Here is a 17,437-nt window from a genome sequence, read left to right as displayed (position 1 = left end):
CTCTCAGCGCCTCAATCGCCTTCGCCGAAGCGCGTGCGATAGAACACCTCCCGGCCGGCGCCGTCGATCACCCGGACCGCTTGGGCCGGCTCGCCCGAACGCTGCGGCACCCGGGCGCGGGCGAACAGGCGCAGTGCCCGCTCCTGCGCGCTCTCCAGGCTGCCGACCCGCACGGAGATCCGCGTCTGGATCTCGTCGGGTTCTGGACCGAGGACTTCGATATGGAAGGTCTCGCGCAAGGGTATCCGCCTGATCGAGGGGCTTTCAGTGCCGGATCGGGCTGTCCGGCCGGGACGCGGCATACCACGATCCGGTCCAGCGCAGCCCGTATGCCCGGCACGCGCCCAACACCACCGTCATCGCGAGCGGAGCGAAGCGACTCAGGGACGCGCCACAGGCCCGATCGTGGGGCTGCGGGATTGCTTCGCTTCGCTCGCAAGGACGGTGCGCGCGGCCGCTCCCGGGCTTGGACCCCTATCGGATTCAGGCCGGGCTTGAGCGGAAGTCCAATTGCCCCGCGGCCGGTCAGGGCTCTATGAGGGCGGCCCCGACCGAGGAGAGATCACCGGAGAACCCGTTGGACCCGCTCAAGGCCGCTGCTGCGACCCTTCTCTGCCTCGCCCTGTTCTGGCTGGCCTTCCGGCTGACGCGGCGGCTGGTCGATCTCGCCATCGCGGGGGGCTATGCCGAGGAGCGGCAGCGGCTGGCCGATGAGGCGGCTCAGATCGAGGCCGGCGCCGTGCCGCAGGCCTCGGCCATCCGGGCCACCGCGGCGAGCTTGGCCTCGAACAAGGACCAGTCATCCGCCGCGGCGATCGGCGCCCACAGGGCTTCGACCTCGCCGATCAGCAGGGTGCAGGGCGCCGCCGCGAAGTAGGGATGGTCGAGCCGCGCGCCGGCCACCGGCGCGAGCGGCTCCAGCGCGGCCCGCACCGGCGCGAAGGCCTCGGACCGGTAGTGGGCTTCGGCCGGGCCGGCCTCGGCGCGCGCGGCGCTCGCCGTGCCGCCGTACCAGTCGAAGAAGAACCGCTCGAACGGCGCCCGGCTCTCGGCCAGGAACCGCCAGACCGCGGAGACCAGCCGGTCGGTCTCGGGTCGCGGCGCCTCGGCGAGCCCGAGCCGGCGGAACAGGGCTGCCGCGAACGCCTCCTGCAGGGCCGGCCCGAAGCCCGAGAGGGCGGATTCCAGCCGCGCCTGGGGCGCCAGGGTCAGCAGGCAGTCGGCGAGCCGGGCGAGGTTCCAGAACAGCGCCTCCGGCTGGCGGCCGAAGCTGTAGAGCCCGGTCTCGCCGAAATACGCGGCGGTGAAGTCCGGGTCGAAATGCGGCAGGAAGCGCCAGGGCCCGTAATCGAAGCTCTCGCCGGTGACGTTGATGTTGTCGGTGTTCAGCACCCCGTGGACGAAGCCCGCCGCCGCCCATTGCGCCCCCAGCCGGGCGACCCGGACGACCACGTCCTCCAGGAAGGCGACGCCCCGGTCCTCCAGGCTGTCGCGCCAGAGCTCCGGCCGGTGCGTCTCGATCGTGTGGTCGAGGAGCCGGGCGATGTTGTCGGGTTCGCCCAAGGCCAGGAAACGCTGGAAGCTGCCGATGCGGATGTGCCCGTGGGACAGGCGCACCAGCACGGAGGACCGCGCCGGTGAGGGCTCGTCGCCGCGCGCGAGGTCCTCGCCAGTCTCGATCAGGCTGAAGCTCTTGGAGGTGTAGACGCCCTGCGCCTCCAGAAGCGCGGTCGCCAGCACCTCGCGCACGCCGCCCTTCAGGGTGAGCCGGCCGTCGGCACCGCGCGACCAGGGCGTCGTCCCGCTGCCCTTGGTGCCGAGATCGAGGAGCCGCCCGTCCGCCAGGTCATGGACCTGCGCGAACAGGAAGCCGCGGCCGTCGCCGAGATCCGGGTTGTACGCGCGGAACTGGTGGCCGTGGTAACGCAGGGCCAGCGGTGTCTCGAAGCTGCCGGGCAGGGGCTCGAACCGGCCGAAATGGGCGAGCCACTCGGCTTCCGAGAGGCCGCCCAGGCCGACCCGCTCCGCCCAGGCCTGGTTGCGGTAGCGCAGGATGGTCTGCGGGAACCGGGCCGGCGTGACGCGGTCGAAGAAGGCGGGCCCGAGATCGGCGTGGCGTCGCGAGGGCTTGAAGGCGGTGTCGTCCATGCGGCGGCGCGTCTCTCCGGTCGGAAGGTGGACCTCGTTCTACCAAGCCGGCGGAACGGGATCCGTTGCCGATCCCGTTTTGCCAGCGGAGCGTGGCGATCCAGCCGGCACCCCGATTCCGGGTTGCCCCGGGTTGCTTCGCTCCGCCGGCGGGGGCGGCGGGCGGCCGTCGTCGTGCGCGCTGTTCGTCGGCGACGGTCAGCCCGTCTGCCGCAGCGCCTCGCCGGCGATCATCGCGGCCGCCACCGCGACGTTCAGCGAGCGCAGGCCCGGCCGGATCGGCACCACCACCCGGGCGTCGGCCGCCGCGTGCACCGCCTCCGGCACGCCGGCGGATTCCCGTCCGACCATCAGGCAGTCGCCGGGGCGGAAGGCGAAGTCCGTATAGGGCAGGGCGCCCGCCGTGGTGGCGAGCACGAGCCGCAGCCCGGCCTCGGCCCGCCAAGCCTCGAAGGCCGCGAACGAGCGGTGCCGGGTGATCGCCACGTGGTCGAGGTAGTCGAGGCCGGAGCGGCGCAGGTGGCGGTCCGAGACGTCGAAGCCGGCCGGCTCGACGATCTCCACGGCGAGCCCGAGGCAGGCGGCCATGCGCAGCATCGTGCCGGTGTTCTGGGGAATGTCGGGCTGGTAGAGGGCGAGGCGGAGCATGGTGCCCGCCTTGTGGGCGGCCGGAGCCGCGTCGTCAAAGACCCGCGGCGGCGCTACGCAGCCGGCAAAGCGCCGTGCCGGTCCCGCGGACCCGGTGAGGAGGCGCGGAACTTAAGGCCCGCCGGAACCTTAAGGCGGCGCCACCCCGTTCGCGGCCCGACGTCCGAAAGACCTGATCCGATGCGCACCCCGCTCCTCGCCTCGGCCCTGCTGCTGGCCGGCCTCGCCACAGCCTCGGCGCAGAATGCCGGCCCGGACAGCGGCAGCGCCGCGACCCCGGTGCCCGGCCAGCCCGCCACCATGGCCGACAACCTGCGCCCGACCTTCGTGGCCCAGACACCCGACGACATGGTCGCCAGCAAGCTGATCGGCTCGAGCGTCGTCAACGGCGCCAACGAGACGATCGGGCAGATCGCCGATTTCGTCCTCGACCAGAAGGGAGCCGTGAAGGCCTGGATCATCGGCGTCGGCGGCTTCCTGGGGATCGGCTCGAAATATGTCGCGGTCGATCCGTCCGTGCTCAAGCTTAACCGGGCCGACGACAAGACGCTCCAGGCGCGCATCGACACGACCAAGGATCAGCTGCGCGCCGCGCCGGAATACGTCTACCTGGGCAAGGAGCCGCCGAAGGGCGCCGCCCCGGCGAGCCCCGCGGGCGAGCCCGCAGCGAAGCCCTGACGGGCCGCGCCAGCCACGTATGAGTGCCGGCGGCGCCGCGCCGGCTTGCGTCCGCGCGCCGTTCCGTGCTGTGCCAACCGCCGCACGGAGGTCGGAACCGTCACATGCGCCGCGCCCTCATCCCGCTTCTCGCCTTCTGCCTCGGCCTTGTCGGCATCACCGGGGCGGCGGTGTTCGCGTTCATGCCCGACCGGGCACCGGTGGGTGTGCCCGGCGTCGGCGGCCCGTTCACGCTGATCGACCAGGACGGGCGCACGGTCACCGAGCGTGACTTCACCGGCGCGACGCACCTCGTGTTCTTCGGTTTCACCCATTGCCCGGACGTGTGCCCGACGACCCTGCAGCAGGTCTCAGACGTGCTGGCTGCTCTGGGACCGAAGGCCGAACGGATGCGCGTCGCGTTCATCACGGTCGATCCGGAGCGCGACGACCCGGCGAGCCTGAAGACCTATCTGTCGAGCTTCGACCCGCGCATCACCGGGCTCACCGGCAGCGCCGAGCAGGTCGCCGCCACCGAGAAGGCCTATCGCGCCTATGCCCGCAAGGTGCCCGGCAAGGACGGCGACTACACGATGGAGCACACCGCCATCGTCTACGTGATGGACGGGCAGAACCGCTTCCTCGGCGCCCTGGACCTGTCGCGACCGGCGGCGGATACGGCCGCGCAGCTCGCCAAGAAGATCTGAGCCGACTTTCGCGGAACGGTCTTGCGCGGGCGCCCTACAGGGTCATCCCGGCATGGAAGCGGTCGGGGGAGAGCGGCAGCAGGAACTGCACGCCGAAGCCGCCCTCGAAGTAGCGCACCAGCCGCCCGGGGGTGCTGCCCACCGTCACGGGCGTGCCCAGAGGCGGGGTCAGCGGGCAGGCGATCGCGACGCCCGACATCGAGATGTCGATGAGCCGGGCCTTGACCTCGTGGTCGCCGTCGATCCGCAGGATCACCGCCGCCTGGATCGGCACGAGACGCTCGTGGGACCGCCCTTCCGGCAGCCCCAGCATCTCCCGGTTGGCCAGCCAGGTGAGCTGGGAGGCGAGCTTATCGCGCTTGCGCGGCGTGGCGTTGAGCTGAACTGCGAAACCGTCCGGGCAGTGACGGGCGATGATGCCCTCGATCCGGCCGATATGTTCCAGGTAGAGCACCACGCGCTCGCCGACCTCGCCCTGCACCGCGCAGGTCAGCCGCACGCCGCCCGGCGACATGTCCACGGTCTGGCAGGGGTATTCCCGACGGTCGGCCAGCATGTAGCGGCCGAGCACGGCGATCCGGACACGTTGGTGACGACGCTGGTCGGCGGCGCCGCGCGCCGGTCGGAGCGCTTCGTGTAGCCTGGTTCCAGCAAAGGCGTCGACCGCGATCATCCTGAGATTGGTCCTGCGCCGTCGTAATCGTGGCCGCAGGCTAGCCACAGACTGTTACGAAACCATTTTCCACTCTCTGAGGATGTCCGGACATCGCGCGGCCCGCTGCCGGGCGGGTCCAGGCGGACCCGCCGGCGGCCCAACGCGGCCAACGTCAGGTAGCCGGCCTCCGGAATCGGTTTCGTCTCGCGGCAGGCCGGCGTTCAGGCTCGCCCGCCGGCATGCACGAGGAGGTGTCCGCGGCGCACGGGGCCCGGGTAGCTGGTTGCGGTCCGGACGGCCGGCCGCGCGGGCACCGCAGCCTCGGGGCGGCGGCTGGGCAGGATGCGCAGCGACGTCGTCTCCGCCTGCATCAGCGGCCGCAGGCCGATCCAGTGCGGCGTGCCGTCCAGGCTCAGCGCGCCGAGGGCGCGCACCTGCGTGCGACCGCGGTGGCGCAGCGGCAGGAGCAAAAGCTCGAGATCCGCCGCCTCGCCGGCTCCGTTGGTGCCGCGCAGGCCCGCCACCACGCCGAGCGTGTCGCTGGCGACGATCTCGACGATCCGCCAAGGGTCCGGAGCCTGCGAGCCCCAGAGCCGGGCGAAAGCCTCGCCCTTCAATTCGCGCCCGTACAAGGCGCAGACCCGTGTGCCGGCGAGCCGGATCGTGGCCGAGCGAGCGGCCATGTCGAGTTCCAGGATCAGGCTGTCGGCGAGGAGGTGGCGGATCTCGCCCGGTTCGATCTCGGCGCGCTCCGGCGCGGCGCGCTCTCCGCGCAATCGCTCCCAGTAGGCGTGGAGCATGCGGCTGGTGGGATGCTTCATCGGTGTCCCGACTCTAAACGCCTGTGTTTGATCCCTGGATCATTCTGGCACATCCGCGAGGCTGTGGCCGGTCGATCCGGGCGCTCGCGGCGGCAGGGCGCATGGGCCGTGCCGCCCGGGCTGAGACGCGCCTGCGGTGCTGCATCGAGCTCAGGGCCGGCGCCTGAGGCATTGCGGATCGAATCAACGACGTGTCCGGCGAGAGACCTGCGCGAAGCCACCGAACTTTACAACCAGCTTGGCCGGGGCCGCCCGATAGGAGCCGAAAAGTTCACGGGCGCCGTTCTCATCCGGCAGATTCAATACGTCGCCGGGACTTGCCCCGCCGGCCACAGCCCCGACATGGTGCCGCGATGGATGCCTCCCCGATTTCCCGCGGCAGAGCCGCGTGCCCGTGTTCAACATGCCGGGGGTGGTGACACTCTCGATCGGGCTGCTGCTGGCGATCCAGGCGGTGCGCGAGTTCCTGCTGCCGGACACCTGGGACATCCGCCTCGTCCTCGACCTCGCGCTGGTGCCGGCCCGCTGGACCCTGTGGTTCGATCCCGGACGCGCGTCCGAAGTGATCCGCGCCGCCGCCGAGACCGGCGACCCCAGCCTGGAGGCCGCGCGCGAGGCCTTCGCCCGCTTCATCGTGGGCGAGCACGCGTTCCAGCCCTGGACGCTGGTCACCTACGCGCTGCTGCACGGCTCGTGGATGCACGTGATCTTCAACAGCGTCTGGCTCGCGGCCTTCGGCTCGCCGGTGGCGCGGCGCTGCGGCGCCCTGCGCTGGGGGGGCTCGCGCTGGCCGGCACGGCGGCCGGCGGCCTGCTCCACGTGCTGATCGATCCCCTGAGCGCGGGGCCGCTGGTCGGCGCCTCGGCGGGGATCTCGGCGCTGATGGCCGCGGCCGCCCGCTTCGTGTTCCAGCCGCCGGTCTCCGGCTACGGCGGCCCGTCCTGGCAGGTGCCGCCGCACCGGCCCGCCGAGACAATCCCCGAGCTTCTGCGCAACCGGACGGCGGTCTCGTTTCTGGTGATCTGGCTTCTGACCAACCTGCTCTTCGGACTGGTCAGCGTGCCGCTCGTCGGCGAGAGCGCGGCCATCGCCTGGGACGCGCATCTGGGCGGCTTTGTCGCGGGCTTCCTTCTCTTCCCCCTCGCCGATCCGCGGGAGCCCGGCCGGCACTGACCACCTTGCCAACCGGCTGGATCAGTCACACACTCGCCACAATGTGAAAGAGCCGGGGCCTACCCGGACGACAGCGCAACGCGGGCGCCGTGGGCTGACGGCGCACCCGACGCGTCACAAGGGAGAGAGTCATGAATGTCGCACGCATCCTCGCCGAGAAGGGCAGCTCCGTCGTCACCGTGAGCCCCGACAAGACCCTCGAGGACGTGATTCAGATCCTCGCCGACAAGCGGATCGGCGCCCTGGTGGTCGCCCAGGCCGACGGGTCGGTGGCGGGCATCATCTCCGAGCGCGACATCATGCGGGCGCTCGCCCAGCACGGCGGCTCGGCCTTCGATGCGCCGGTCTCGTCCCACATGACGGCTGCGGTCACGACCTGCACCAAGAGCGCGACGATCGAGGAGGTCATGGCGCTGATGACGGACGGCCGCTTCCGCCACGTGCCGGTCTGCGAGGACGGCCGCCTGATCGGGCTCGTCTCGATCGGCGACGTGGTCGCGCGCAAGATCGCCACCGTCGAGGCCGAACATCAGGCCCTGCGCGACTACATCACGATGGCGTAGGGGCGGGGCTCTCGCCGGTCCGCCTGTGCGGGAATCGTCATTCCGGGGCGCCGTGCGGCGAGCCCGGAACCATGAACACCGTCAGCGCCGACACGGGCACCGCGGCGTGCCTGGATCCCGGGCTCCGCTGCGCGGCCCCGGGATGACGGGCGCGTACGCCCGCCTCACGCCTTCGCGGGATCGAGCGTGACGTGCCAGAGGTCGGTGTCGGCCGCGTCCTTGAGGGTCACGGTCATCTGCTCGGTGGCGCCGTCGACCGCCACATGGCCGAAGAACTGGTATCCGGCCGCCGGGGACAGGTTCACCTGCCCCTTCTCGGGCGCCTTCACGAAGCGCAGCTGCGGCCCGAACGTGTTGTCGAGGGCGTTCGGCCCAAAGGTCCCGGCGTGCAGCGGCCCGGAGACGAATTCCCAGAACGGGTCGAAATCCTGAAACTGCGCCCTGTTGGGGTCGTAGTAGTGGGCCGCCGTGTAGTGCACGTCGGCGGTCAGCCAGACCGTGTTGCGGATGCCGGCGCTCTTGATGAAGCGTAGGAGGTCGGCGATCTCCAGCTCGCGTCCGAGCGGCGGCCCGTCGCCCTGCGCCACCGCCTCCGAGCCGAAGTTGCGGTCGGTGTCGTAGGTCACCACGAGGCCGAGCGGCATGTCGGCGGCGATCACCTTCCAGGTGGCGCGCGACTCGAGCAGCGCCCGCTTCAGCCACGCGAGCTGTTGCGGCCCGAGGAAGTAGGCGTCGGGCCCGTATTCCGTCTGCCGGTTCTCGCCGTTCGGGCCCCGGTAGGAGCGCATGTCGAGCATGAACACGTCAACCAGCGGCCCGTAGGCGATCTTGCGGTAGACGCGGCCGGGCTCGGACGGCTCGAAGCGCATCGGCATGTACTCGTGGAACGCGCGTGCCGCGCGCAGCTGCAGCGCCAGCACGTTCGGGTCGGCGTATTTCTTCTTCAGGTGCTCGGCCCGGGTGAGGGGCTCGCCCGGCCACCAGTTGTTGGTGACCTCGTGGTCGTCCCACTGCGCCAGGATCGGCACGGCGGCGTTCATCGCCAGCACGTTCCGGTCGGTGAGATTGTACTTGTGCCGGCCGCGGAACTCCGCGAGCGTCTCGGCGGGCTTGGAGACCGCCTCGGTCACCCGGTTGCGCCAGAGGCTGCCGTCGGGGAGCGTCACCTCGGAGGCGATCGGCCCGTCCGCGTAGATCGTGTCGCCGGAATGGATGAAGAAGTCCGGCCGGTTCTTCAGGATGGCGGAGTAGATCGTCATGCCGCCCCGGGCCTCGCCGATGCCCCAGCCCTGGCCGGCCGTGTCGCCCGACCAGCAGAACGACACGGAGCGCCGGTCCGCCGGCGCGGTGCGGAACCGCCCGACCTGTGCCGGGCCCACGATCGTCGGCGCGGCGATGTCCTGAAGGCGGACCCGGTAGAACACGTCCTGGCCCGCCGGCAGTCCGGTCAGCGCCACCTTCACGGTGCCGTCGGTCTCGGGGAGCGCGTCGGCGAACACGCCGCCGCGGATGTCGGAGAAGCTCTCGGTGGTCGCCCACTCGATGACAGCCCGGGCGGGCCGGTCGGACCGCGCCCAGACCGCCGCCGAGTCGATGCCGACATCGCCCGACTGGAGACCGTGGGTCAGGAGCGGCCGGTCGGCCGCGCGGCTCAGGCCGGGGCGTGCGAGGCCGGAGGCGAGCCCGACGAGGCCCGCGCCTCCGGAGAGCAGGATCTGACGACGACTCGCGGACATTGGAAGCGCTCCAGCTGGCCGGGCGCCCATCGCAGGCGGCCACGACAGCGGGATGACATTCCTCGACCTGCGCTGCCGGTCAGCGCAGCAGCGCGGCCTTGTCCACCTGCAGCGCCGCCGCGATCTCGTCGAGCGCCTTGTGCTCGACCGCGCTGATACCGCCGAAATCGGCCACGTCGGCGCCGATCAGGAACACGTCCTGCCGCTGCTCGATCGGCCGCTCCGCGATGGCGCCGACGAGGCGCAGGTTCTCCAGGCGCCCGGCCCGGGTCTTGGCCCGGGCGATCGCCTCGTAGAGCTCCTGCTCGACCCGAAGGGTGTCGTAGGATTTCTCGAGGATCGGGTTGGCGCGGATGCCGGCGATCGCCGACTCGATCTCCTCCTCGGCCACGTCGCCGTCGGCCACGATGACGTTGGCCGCGGACGAGACCGAGGCCTGCAGGAAGACCGCATCGCCCGCATACGACATGATCGTGCGGCCGAACCGAAGGATGGCGTCCTGGAAAATGCTCATGCCGACCTCCCGTCGGATCGGAAGTGGCGGATATTGTGGCCGCCGAGTCAAGATCCGGCCGAGCTTGCCCCGGGGATGCCGGATTCAGGTCGCCGGTTCATGGCCCGGCCAATCCCGCCCCAGATGGGCGGCCACGCGGGCCGGCTCGTCGCCGACCTCCGCCACGGCGGCCTCGACCTGCTCCACCGGCACCATGAACCGGCGCGCCCAGTAGGCCCGCTCCCAGGCATGGGCGGTGTTGACGGCCCTGGGCTCCGTCGGCTCGGTCCGGTCCTGCGCGCTGTCGTCGGTCATCGGCCTTCCGCATCCGGTGAGGACCGGACGGCCCTCCGGGGTGACAAACGCCGGTCGGGCCGGATCGGCTCCGCACAGCGGCGGGGCTCGGTCTGCGGCGAAGACACGCCACCGTCCTTGCGAGCGGAGCGAAGCCATCCAGGGCCGCGCGACCTCTGTCGGCGTGGCGCAACTGGATGGCTTCGCTCCGCTCGCGAAGACGAACCGGCCCACTGGTCCGATTGTCAGCAGCAGCGGAACCCGGACGTGTTGCCGACCCCGAAGCGGGCGTTCTCCCGGTTGCGGAAGAACTCCACCTCGGTCATCGGCGACCGGTCGGGATGGGTGCGGCGGATATGGTCGGCATAGGCCGCGTAATCCCCCTGTCCCACCATCAGCCGGGCGCCGTCGCACACGCATTTGGACAGCGTCCGGAGCCGGTCCCGCAGGTTGGGCTGTTGCAGCATGGCGCGTCCTACTCCGCCGCGGCAGGCGGGGCTCGGTCTCCAGGGCGGTCCAGCGATCCGCGCGCCACGCCTTCACGCAGGCGGCGATGCCGAAGCCCGCGATGGCGACGACGAGGCCGATGAACAGGGCCGCCAGCACCGCGTCGATCCGGTCGTTGAGGATGATCTGGCTCATCTGATCGGCGTTCTTGGCCGGGGCCAGAACCTTGCCCTCCGCGGCGGCGGCTGCGTAGCGCTCGGCATGGGCCAGGAAGCCGATCTTCGGGTCGGCCGAGAAGATCTTCTGCCAGCCGGCCGTGAGGGTGCAGATGCACAGCCACGCGGTCGGGATGATGGTCACGAACGCGTAGCGCTCGCGCTTCATCTTGAAGATTACCACCGTGCAGAGCGTCAGCGCCACCGCGGCCAGCATCTGGTTCGAGATGCCGAAGAGCGGCCACAGGGTGTTGATGCCGCCCAGCGGGTCGGTCACGCCCTGGTAGAGGAAGTAGCCCCAGGCGCCCACCGAGATGGCGGTCGCCGCGATGCTCGGCCCCCACGACGTGGTGTTCTTGAACGACGGCACCGCCAGCGCGACGAGATCCTGCACCATGAACCGGCAGGCGCGGGTGCCCGCATCCACGGCCGTGAGGATGAACAGGGCCTCGAACAGGATCGCGAAATGGTACCAGAAGGCCATCATCGCCTTGCCGCCGATGGCCGACGAGATGATGTGGGCCATGCCGACCGCGAGCGTCGGCGCGCCGCCGGCCCGCGAGATGATCGTGTGCTCGCCGACGTCGGCGGCGGTTTGGGTGATGATTTCGGGCGTCGTGGCGAAGCCGAGCTTGGTCACGGCCGCGGCCGCCGTCTCGGGCGTCGTGCCGACCAGGGCGGCCGGCGAGTTCATCGTGAAGTAGACGCCCGGGTCGATCACGCAGGCCGAGACCAGCGCCATGATCGCAACGAAGGATTCCATCAGCATGCCGCCGTAGCCGATGAAGCGGGCGTCGGACTCGCTGGCGATCAGCTTCGGGGTGGTGCCCGACGAGATCAGGGCGTGGAAGCCCGAGACTGCGCCGCACGCGATGGTGATGAACAGGAACGGGAACAGGCTGCCCGCCCAGACCGGTCCGGTGCCGTCCACGAACTTGGTGACCGCCGGCATCTGCATGTGCGGCGCCACGAAGGCGATGCCGAGGGCGAGGCCCACGATGGTTCCGATCTTGAGGAAGGTCGACAGGTAGTCGCGCGGCGCCAGCAGCAGCCAGACCGGCAGGATCGACGCCACGAAGCCGTAGCCGATCAGCATCCAGCAGAGCTGCGGGCCCGTGAAGGTGAAGGCCGGGCCCCAGACCGGGCTCGACGCCACCGAGCCGCCGGCCACGATCGCCAGCATCAGCAGGACGAAGCCGAGGATCGAGACCTCGCCGATCTTGCCCGGCCGGATGTAGCGCGAATAGACGCCCATCAGCATGGCGATCGGGATCGCCGACATCACCGTGAAGGTGCCCCAGGGGCTCTCGGCCAGTGCCTTGACGACGATCAGCGCCAGCACGGCGAGCAGGATCACCATGATCAGGAAGGTGCCGAACAGGGCGATGATGCCCGGTATGGTGCCGAGCTCGGCCCGGATCAGCTCGCCGAGCGAGCGCCCGTCCCGGCGCATTGACACGAACAGGACCATGAAGTCCTGCACGGCGCCGGCGAGCACGACGCCGGCCAGGATCCAGAGCATGCCGGGCAGGTAGCCCATCTGGGCGGCGAGCACCGGGCCGACCAGCGGACCCGCGCCCGCGATCGCCGCGAAATGGTGGCCGAACAGGACGCCGCGGTTGGTGGGCACGTAATCGAGCCCGTCATTGTGGCGCACGGCCGGCGTCACGCGCTTCGGGTCGAGGCGCATCACCTTGTCGGCGATGAACTTGGCGTAGTACCGGTAGGCGATGAGGTAGGTGCAGACCGAGGCGACCACGATCCAGAGGGCGTTGATGGTCTCGCCGCGCTGGCTCGCCACGATCGCCAGCGCCGCGGCGCCGAGCGCCCCCACGAGGGCCCAGGGCCCATGCCTGCCGATCGCCGAACCCATGTCCCACTCCCTGCGCGTCGCCTCGGGCTCGGGCGGCCGTTCTGGCCTCCGGCCGGAATTCTAGGATCCCGTGCGACAGGGTCGGTTTATCCTATCGGTCTCCCGTTGACGCAAGCGATCCGAGCTGTGATGCAGCGCTCCGGACCGCACGATGACCGCCGCCTGTAACGGCGGCCCCTCGTCACGGACCTGCTCTCCTCACCGGGCCGGATCATGGAAACCCGACGCCGCTCGCCGCTGATGTGGCTCCTGCTGCTGCCCTTCCTGGGGCTCTTGTGGGTGCCGTTCTACAACCAGCACGATCCGATGCTGTTCGGCTTCCCGTTCTTCTACTGGTACCAGCTGGCCTGGGTGCCGCTGACCTCGCTGATCCTCTACGTCGTCTACCGGGCCGTGCGCGATGACCGCTGATCTCGACATCCCGGCGCTGTCGGTCTTCGTCTTCTTCTTCCTGCTCGTGACCGTGATGGGCTTCGTGGCCGCGCGCTGGCGCCGGCCCGAGACGCTGGCCCATCTCGACGAGTGGGGCCTGGGCGGCCGCAAGTTCGGCACCTGGATCACGTGGTTCCTGATCGGCGGCGACTTCTACACCGCCTACACGGTCATCGCGGTGCCGGCCCTGGTCTACGCCGTGGGCGCCTACGGCTTCTTCGCCTTGCCCTACACGATCATCGTCTATCCGTTCGTGTTCGCGGTGATGCCGGTCCTGTGGCAGGCCGCCAAGGACAAGGGCTACGTCACGGCGGGCGACGTCGTGTACGGCACCTACGGCTCGCGGACGCTGGAACTCGCGGTCGCGCTGACCGGCGTGATCGCCACCATGCCCTACATCGCGCTCCAGCTGATCGGCATGGAGGTGGCGATCAAGGCGTTGGGGCTGCACGGCGAGATCCCGCTGATCGTCGCCTTCCTGGTGCTGGCCTTCTACACCTACTCGTCGGGCCTGCGGGCGCCGGCGCTGATCGCCTTCGTCAAGGACATCATGATCTACGTCGTGGTGCTGGTGGCGGTGGCGATCGTGCCCTCGAAGCTCGGCGGCTACGGCGCGGTGTTCGACGCGGCCGACGCCGCCTTCAAGGCCAAGGGCTCGGGCGGCATCCTGCTCAGCCCGGCGCAGATCCTGCCCTACGCGTCGCTCGCGCTCGGCTCGGCGCTCGCGGCCTTCATGTACCCGCACACGCTCACCGGCATCTTCGCCTCGTCGGGCGGCAACACGATCCGCAAGAACGCCGTGCTGCTGCCGGCCTACACGCTGCTCCTCGGCCTGCTGGCCATGCTCGGCTACATGGGCCACGCCGCCGGCCTGAAGGTGACGAGCAACAACGACGTCGTGCCGGCCCTGTTCAAGACGCTGTTCCCGGGCTGGTTCGCGGGCTTCGCCTTCGCGGCGATCGCCATCGGCGCGCTGGTGCCGGCGGCGGTGATGTCGATCGGCGCGGCCAATCTGTTCTCGCGCAACGTCTGGAAGGCCTACGTCAACCCGAACGTCACCCCGTCCGGCGAGGCGCAGGTCGCCAAGATCACCTCGATGCTGGTCAAGATCGGCGCGCTGGTGGCGATCCTGGTCCTGCCGACGCAGTTCGCCCTCGACCTGCAGTTGCTGGGCGGCCTGTGGATCCTGCAGACCCTGCCGGCGCTGGTCTTCGGCCTCTACGTGTCGTGGTTCCGCGCCCCGGCCCTCCTGGCCGGCTGGGCGGTCGGCTTCGTGGCCGGCAGCGCCATCGCGTGGTCGGACGGGCTGAAGCCCCTGCACACCCTGACGCTCGGCGACGCGAAGTTCACGCTCTACACCGGGCTGCTGGCGCTCGCCGTGAACATCGTCGTGGCGGTGGTGGTGAACGCGGCGCTGAGCCTCGGCGGCCGGAACCCTGCCGTCGCGGCGGGCCGCTGAGCCCCCCGGAACCCTGATTGAGGAGAGCACTATGGCGAAGGTCGCATTCCTGGGTCTCGGCGTGATGGGCGGCCCGATGGCCGGCCACCTCGCCAAGAAGGGTGGCCACGACGTCACCGTCTACAACCGCACCACCCCGAAGGCCGAAGCCTGGGTGAAGACCTATGGCGGCGCCTTCGCGCCCACACCCCGGCAGGCCGTCGAGGGCGCCGAGATCGTGTTCGCCTGCGTCGGCAACGACGACGACCTGCGCAGCGTCGTGCTGGGTGAGGACGGGGCGCTCGCCGGCATGAAGCCCGGCGCGATCTTCGCCGATCACACCACGGCCTCGGCCGAGGTCGCCCGGGAGCTCGCCGGTGCGGCCGAGGCGAAGGGCCTCGGCTTCATCGACGCCCCGGTCTCGGGCGGCCAGGCCGGCGCCGAGAACGGCGTGCTCACCGTGATGTGCGGCGGCGACGCGGCGACCTACGCCAAGGTCGAGGGCGCGATCGGGGCCTTCGCCCGGGCGTGCCGGCTGATGGGACCGGTGGGATCCGGCCAGCTCACCAAGATGGTCAACCAGATCTGCATCGCGGGCCTGGTCCAGGGCCTGTCCGAGGGCGTCCACTTCGCCAAGCGCGCCGGCCTCGACGTCGAGGCGGTGCTCGACGTGATCTCCAAGGGGGCCGCCGGCTCCTGGCAGATGGAGAACCGCGGCAAGACCATGAACCAGGGCAAGTTCGACTTCGGCTTCGCGGTCGACTGGATGCGCAAGGATCTCGGGATCCTGCTGGACGAGGCCCGCCGCAACGGCGCCAAGCTGCCGGTCTCGGCCCTCGTGGACCAGTTCTACGCCGAGGTACAGGCCATGGGCGGCAACCGCTGGGACACGTCGAGCCTGGTGGCGCGGCTGGAGCGCTGAGACTTCCCGCACTGAGCGCGGCTTAAGGCCGAGCGCGGTGGTGCGGCCGCCGGGCTGGCGCCTCGGAGGTCTCCTCCGAAGACGGAGAGATCACCGGCCGTCATCCCGGGGCCGCGGAGCGGAGCCCGGGATCCAGACCCGCCGGCGGGATCAGGACCTGCACCGACGCCGCGTCTGGATTCCGGGCTCGCCTGCGGCGCCCCGGAATGACGTTTTGAGATGGACACGCCGGAGGGGTGACGATCGTCCTAGTCCGTCTCGGTAGGCCCCGGGCGCAATCCCGTCACGACGGATCGGCGCTCGCAGCAGCCTCCGGATCCATCCAGCGCCAGCCCTCGCCCATCTGGTGGCGGAACCACGTGAACTGGCGCTTGGCGTAGGCGCGCGTATCCGCCTGCCCCCGCGCGATGGCCTCGCCGAGGCTGAACGCCCCGTCGAGATGGGCGATCAGGCCCGGCACGCCGTGGGCGCGCATCACCGGCAGCATCGGGTCGAGGCGTCGTGCGCGCAGGCGGGCGACCTCGTCCAGCGCGCCCTCCGCGATCATGGCCCGGAACCGGGCATCGATGCGGGCGCGCAGGACCGACCGGTCGGGAGCCAGGAAGATCTTCTCGAGATCCCAGCCGGTCAGCGGCCCCGGCACCGGGTTGCCGTAGAAGCTCGCGATCGGGCGGCCGGTGGCGCGGAAGATCTCCAGGGCGCGCATCACCCGCATCCGGTCGCTCGGGCGCAGGCGGGCGGCGCCTTCGGGGTCGAGCCGGGTGAGGTCGGCGTGCAGCGCTTCGGTCGGGCGGCCCTCGGCCTCTTCCCGCACCCGCGCGCGCACGAGGTCGGGCACCGGCGGCAGCTCCGAGAATCCCTGCTCCAGCGCCCGGAAATACAGGCCGGTGCCGCCGACGAAGACCGGCAGCCGCCCGTCGAGCGTCGCCAGCAGCGCCGCCGCATCCCGTGAAAAATGCCCCACGGAGTAGTTCACGGCGCCGTCGACATGGCCGTAGAGCCGATGGGGCACACACGCCTCCTCATCCGGGCCGGGCCGGGCAGTGAGGCGGTGCAGATCCGCGTAGACCTGCATCGAATCGGTGTTGATCACCGTGCCGCCCCGCTGTCGCGCCAGCCGGGCGGCGAGCGCCGACTTGCCCGAGGCGGTGGGCCCTGCGATGAGAATGGCCGCCGGGCGCCCCCGGCCTCCCCCGGTCTGGCGGCAAGGCGAAACTCCACGATGCTGGTCGCGGTCCTGATAGCAAACCCGGATCGGCCGTCCATCACCGACGCGGTGCTGGCCGAGACCCGCGCCGTGCTGCGGACGGAGCACCAGCCGCGGATCCTGCACGGGGAGGTCGCGGCCGAGCTGCTGGTGCCGGGCGAGCCCGGCGCCGCCGCGTCCCTGACGGAGCGGCTACGGAATGCGCTCGCCGGCGAGCCGATCGACCTCGCCGTGCTCCCCGCCGACGCGCATCGGCGCAAGCGCCTGTTCCTAGCCGACATGGACTCGACCATGATCGAGCAGGAATGCATCGACGAGCTCGCCGGGACGCTCGGCCTCAAGGACCACGTCGCGGCGATCACCGAGCGGGCGATGCGCGGCGAGATCGCCTTCGAGCCGGCTTTGCGCGAGCGCGTGGCCCTCCTGAAGGACATCCCGGTCAGCGCGGTGGACGGCCTGATCGCCGAGCGGCTGACCCTGACGCCGGGCGGCCATACCCTGGTGCAGACGATGCGCGCGCACGGCGTCCACACCTGCCTCGTCTCGGGCGGCTTCACCCTGTTCACCGGCCCGATCTCCGCGATGATCGGCTTTCACGAGCACCGGTCCAACGTGCTGGGCGTCGCCGAGGGCCGGCTCACCGGCAGGGTGGAGGATCCGGTCGTCGGCCGTGCCGAGAAGCGCGCGGCGCTGATCGGACTGCGCGAAACGCTGGGCCTCGCCCCTACGGCGACGCTCGCGGTGGGCGACGGGGCCAACGATCTCGACATGCTGACCGAGGCCGGCCTCGGCGTGGCGTTCCGCGCGAAGCCCGCGGTCGCCGCCGCCGCGCGGGTCCGGGTCGAGTACGGGGATCTGAGCGCGCTCCTGTACCTGCAGGGCTACGCGGCCGCGGAGTTCGTTGGGTGAGCACTCGGCGGGGATCCTCGGGATCCCGCGCGCTCGCCTCACGCCATTCTTAACCGCGAGGGGGGCGCCAACGCGCACGGCTGTGCTAGATAGTCCGCC

17 protein-coding genes and 2 pseudogenes are annotated in these 17,437 nt (G+C 70.9%); 8 read left to right on the top strand and 11 right to left on the bottom strand.

Annotated features, from left to right (window positions below; translation table 11 throughout):
* Positions 1-11 precede the first annotated feature (11 nt).
* The 3 genes from M6G65_RS23170 to M6G65_RS23160 all read right to left on the bottom strand — a co-directional run bounded on the left by M6G65_RS23170 (position 12) and on the right by M6G65_RS23160 (position 2,796).
* Positions 12-239, bottom strand: a complete 228-nt coding sequence (locus M6G65_RS23170; protein WP_250102936.1) for a hypothetical protein — start codon at positions 237-239, stop codon at positions 12-14.
* 481 nt (positions 240-720) lie between these two features.
* Positions 721-2,148: a protein adenylyltransferase SelO gene (locus tag M6G65_RS23165; protein ID WP_250102935.1), complete on the bottom strand. Its 1,428-nt coding sequence runs from the start codon at positions 2,146-2,148 to the stop codon at positions 721-723.
* A 198-nt stretch (positions 2,149-2,346) separates the two neighbouring features.
* Positions 2,347-2,796, bottom strand: a complete 450-nt coding sequence (locus tag M6G65_RS23160) for a tRNA (cytidine(34)-2'-O)-methyltransferase (RefSeq protein ID WP_192710179.1) — start codon at positions 2,794-2,796, stop codon at positions 2,347-2,349.
* 180 nt (positions 2,797-2,976) lie between these two features.
* Between M6G65_RS23160 and M6G65_RS23155 the strand changes: the two genes are divergently transcribed.
* Both M6G65_RS23155 and M6G65_RS23150 read left to right on the top strand, forming a co-directional pair.
* The gene (locus M6G65_RS23155; RefSeq protein WP_238197666.1) at positions 2,977-3,474 is read left to right on the top strand and encodes a PRC-barrel domain-containing protein; all 498 of its coding nucleotides are present in this window, start codon (positions 2,977-2,979) and stop codon (positions 3,472-3,474) included.
* A 104-nt stretch (positions 3,475-3,578) separates the two neighbouring features.
* Positions 3,579-4,160, top strand: a complete 582-nt coding sequence (locus M6G65_RS23150; RefSeq protein WP_238197665.1) for an SCO family protein — start codon at positions 3,579-3,581, stop codon at positions 4,158-4,160.
* A gap of 34 nt (positions 4,161-4,194) precedes the next feature.
* Here M6G65_RS23150 and M6G65_RS23145 read toward each other — a convergent pair whose 3' ends face one another.
* Positions 4,195-4,833: a PilZ domain-containing protein gene (locus tag M6G65_RS23145; protein WP_192710176.1), complete on the bottom strand. Its 639-nt coding sequence runs from the start codon at positions 4,831-4,833 to the stop codon at positions 4,195-4,197.
* A 203-nt stretch (positions 4,834-5,036) separates the two neighbouring features.
* Positions 5,037-5,636, bottom strand: a complete 600-nt coding sequence (locus M6G65_RS23140) for a PAS domain-containing protein (protein ID WP_238197663.1) — start codon at positions 5,634-5,636, stop codon at positions 5,037-5,039.
* A 403-nt stretch (positions 5,637-6,039) separates the two neighbouring features.
* Between M6G65_RS23140 and M6G65_RS23135 the strand changes: the two are divergent.
* Positions 6,040-6,809: pseudogene (locus M6G65_RS23135) on the top strand (rhomboid family intramembrane serine protease).
* 131 nt (positions 6,810-6,940) lie between these two features.
* The gene (locus M6G65_RS23130; protein ID WP_238197659.1) at positions 6,941-7,372 is read left to right on the top strand and encodes a CBS domain-containing protein; all 432 of its coding nucleotides are present in this window, start codon (positions 6,941-6,943) and stop codon (positions 7,370-7,372) included.
* Positions 7,373-7,536: 164 nt separating this feature from the next.
* Here the strand turns inward: M6G65_RS23130 and M6G65_RS23125 are convergent, their stop codons facing one another.
* The 5 genes and pseudogenes from M6G65_RS23125 to M6G65_RS23105 all read right to left on the bottom strand — a co-directional run.
* Positions 7,537-9,108 carry an alkaline phosphatase D family protein gene (locus M6G65_RS23125; protein WP_250102934.1) on the bottom strand — a complete coding sequence of 524 codons (1,572 nt, stop codon included), beginning with the start codon at positions 9,106-9,108 and terminating at the stop codon, positions 7,537-7,539.
* A 79-nt stretch (positions 9,109-9,187) separates the two neighbouring features.
* Positions 9,188-9,622, bottom strand: coding sequence for a tellurite resistance TerB family protein (locus tag M6G65_RS23120; RefSeq protein WP_192710171.1), 435 nt, complete (start codon positions 9,620-9,622; stop codon positions 9,188-9,190).
* A gap of 84 nt (positions 9,623-9,706) precedes the next feature.
* Positions 9,707-9,916: a DUF3606 domain-containing protein gene (locus M6G65_RS23115; RefSeq protein WP_238197655.1), complete on the bottom strand. Its 210-nt coding sequence runs from the start codon at positions 9,914-9,916 to the stop codon at positions 9,707-9,709.
* Between the two features lie 224 nt (positions 9,917-10,140).
* The gene (locus M6G65_RS23110; RefSeq protein WP_238197653.1) at positions 10,141-10,362 is read right to left on the bottom strand and encodes a YbdD/YjiX family protein; all 222 of its coding nucleotides are present in this window, start codon (positions 10,360-10,362) and stop codon (positions 10,141-10,143) included.
* A 22-nt stretch (positions 10,363-10,384) separates the two neighbouring features.
* Positions 10,385-12,430, bottom strand: a pseudogene (locus M6G65_RS23105) (carbon starvation CstA family protein); the annotation flags it as partial.
* Positions 12,431-12,643: 213 nt separating this feature from the next.
* Between M6G65_RS23105 and M6G65_RS23100 the strand changes: the two are divergent.
* Genes M6G65_RS23100 through M6G65_RS23090 form a run of 3 tightly spaced genes read left to right on the top strand, consistent with a single transcriptional unit; the run spans position 12,644 to position 15,222 of the window.
* Positions 12,644-12,841: a DUF3311 domain-containing protein gene (locus tag M6G65_RS23100; protein WP_160536759.1), complete on the top strand. Its 198-nt coding sequence runs from the start codon at positions 12,644-12,646 to the stop codon at positions 12,839-12,841.
* Complete coding sequence (gene mctP, locus M6G65_RS23095) at positions 12,831-14,321, top strand: monocarboxylate uptake permease MctP (RefSeq protein ID WP_192710167.1); 1,491 nt, start codon at positions 12,831-12,833, stop codon at positions 14,319-14,321. Before M6G65_RS23100 ends, mctP begins: the two co-directional genes overlap by 11 nt.
* Before the next feature lie 31 nt (positions 14,322-14,352).
* Positions 14,353-15,222, top strand: coding sequence for an NAD(P)-dependent oxidoreductase (locus tag M6G65_RS23090; RefSeq protein ID WP_250102933.1), 870 nt, complete (start codon positions 14,353-14,355; stop codon positions 15,220-15,222).
* Positions 15,223-15,505: 283 nt separating this feature from the next.
* Here M6G65_RS23090 and miaA read toward each other — a convergent pair whose 3' ends face one another.
* Complete coding sequence (gene miaA, locus M6G65_RS23085) at positions 15,506-16,390, bottom strand: tRNA (adenosine(37)-N6)-dimethylallyltransferase MiaA (protein ID WP_250104278.1); 885 nt, start codon at positions 16,388-16,390, stop codon at positions 15,506-15,508.
* 54 nt (positions 16,391-16,444) lie between these two features.
* Here miaA and serB point away from each other — a divergent pair, with 54 nt between their 5' ends.
* Positions 16,445-17,338 carry a phosphoserine phosphatase SerB gene (gene serB / locus M6G65_RS23080; protein ID WP_250102932.1) on the top strand — a complete coding sequence of 298 codons (894 nt, stop codon included), beginning with the start codon at positions 16,445-16,447 and terminating at the stop codon, positions 17,336-17,338.
* The last annotated feature ends 99 nt before the right edge of the window (positions 17,339-17,437 follow it).

The sequence above is a fragment of the Methylobacterium tardum genome (assembly GCF_023546765.1).
Lineage (GTDB): Bacteria > Pseudomonadota > Alphaproteobacteria > Rhizobiales > Beijerinckiaceae > Methylobacterium > Methylobacterium tardum.
This window is presented reverse-complemented; position numbering and strand designations above follow the sequence as displayed.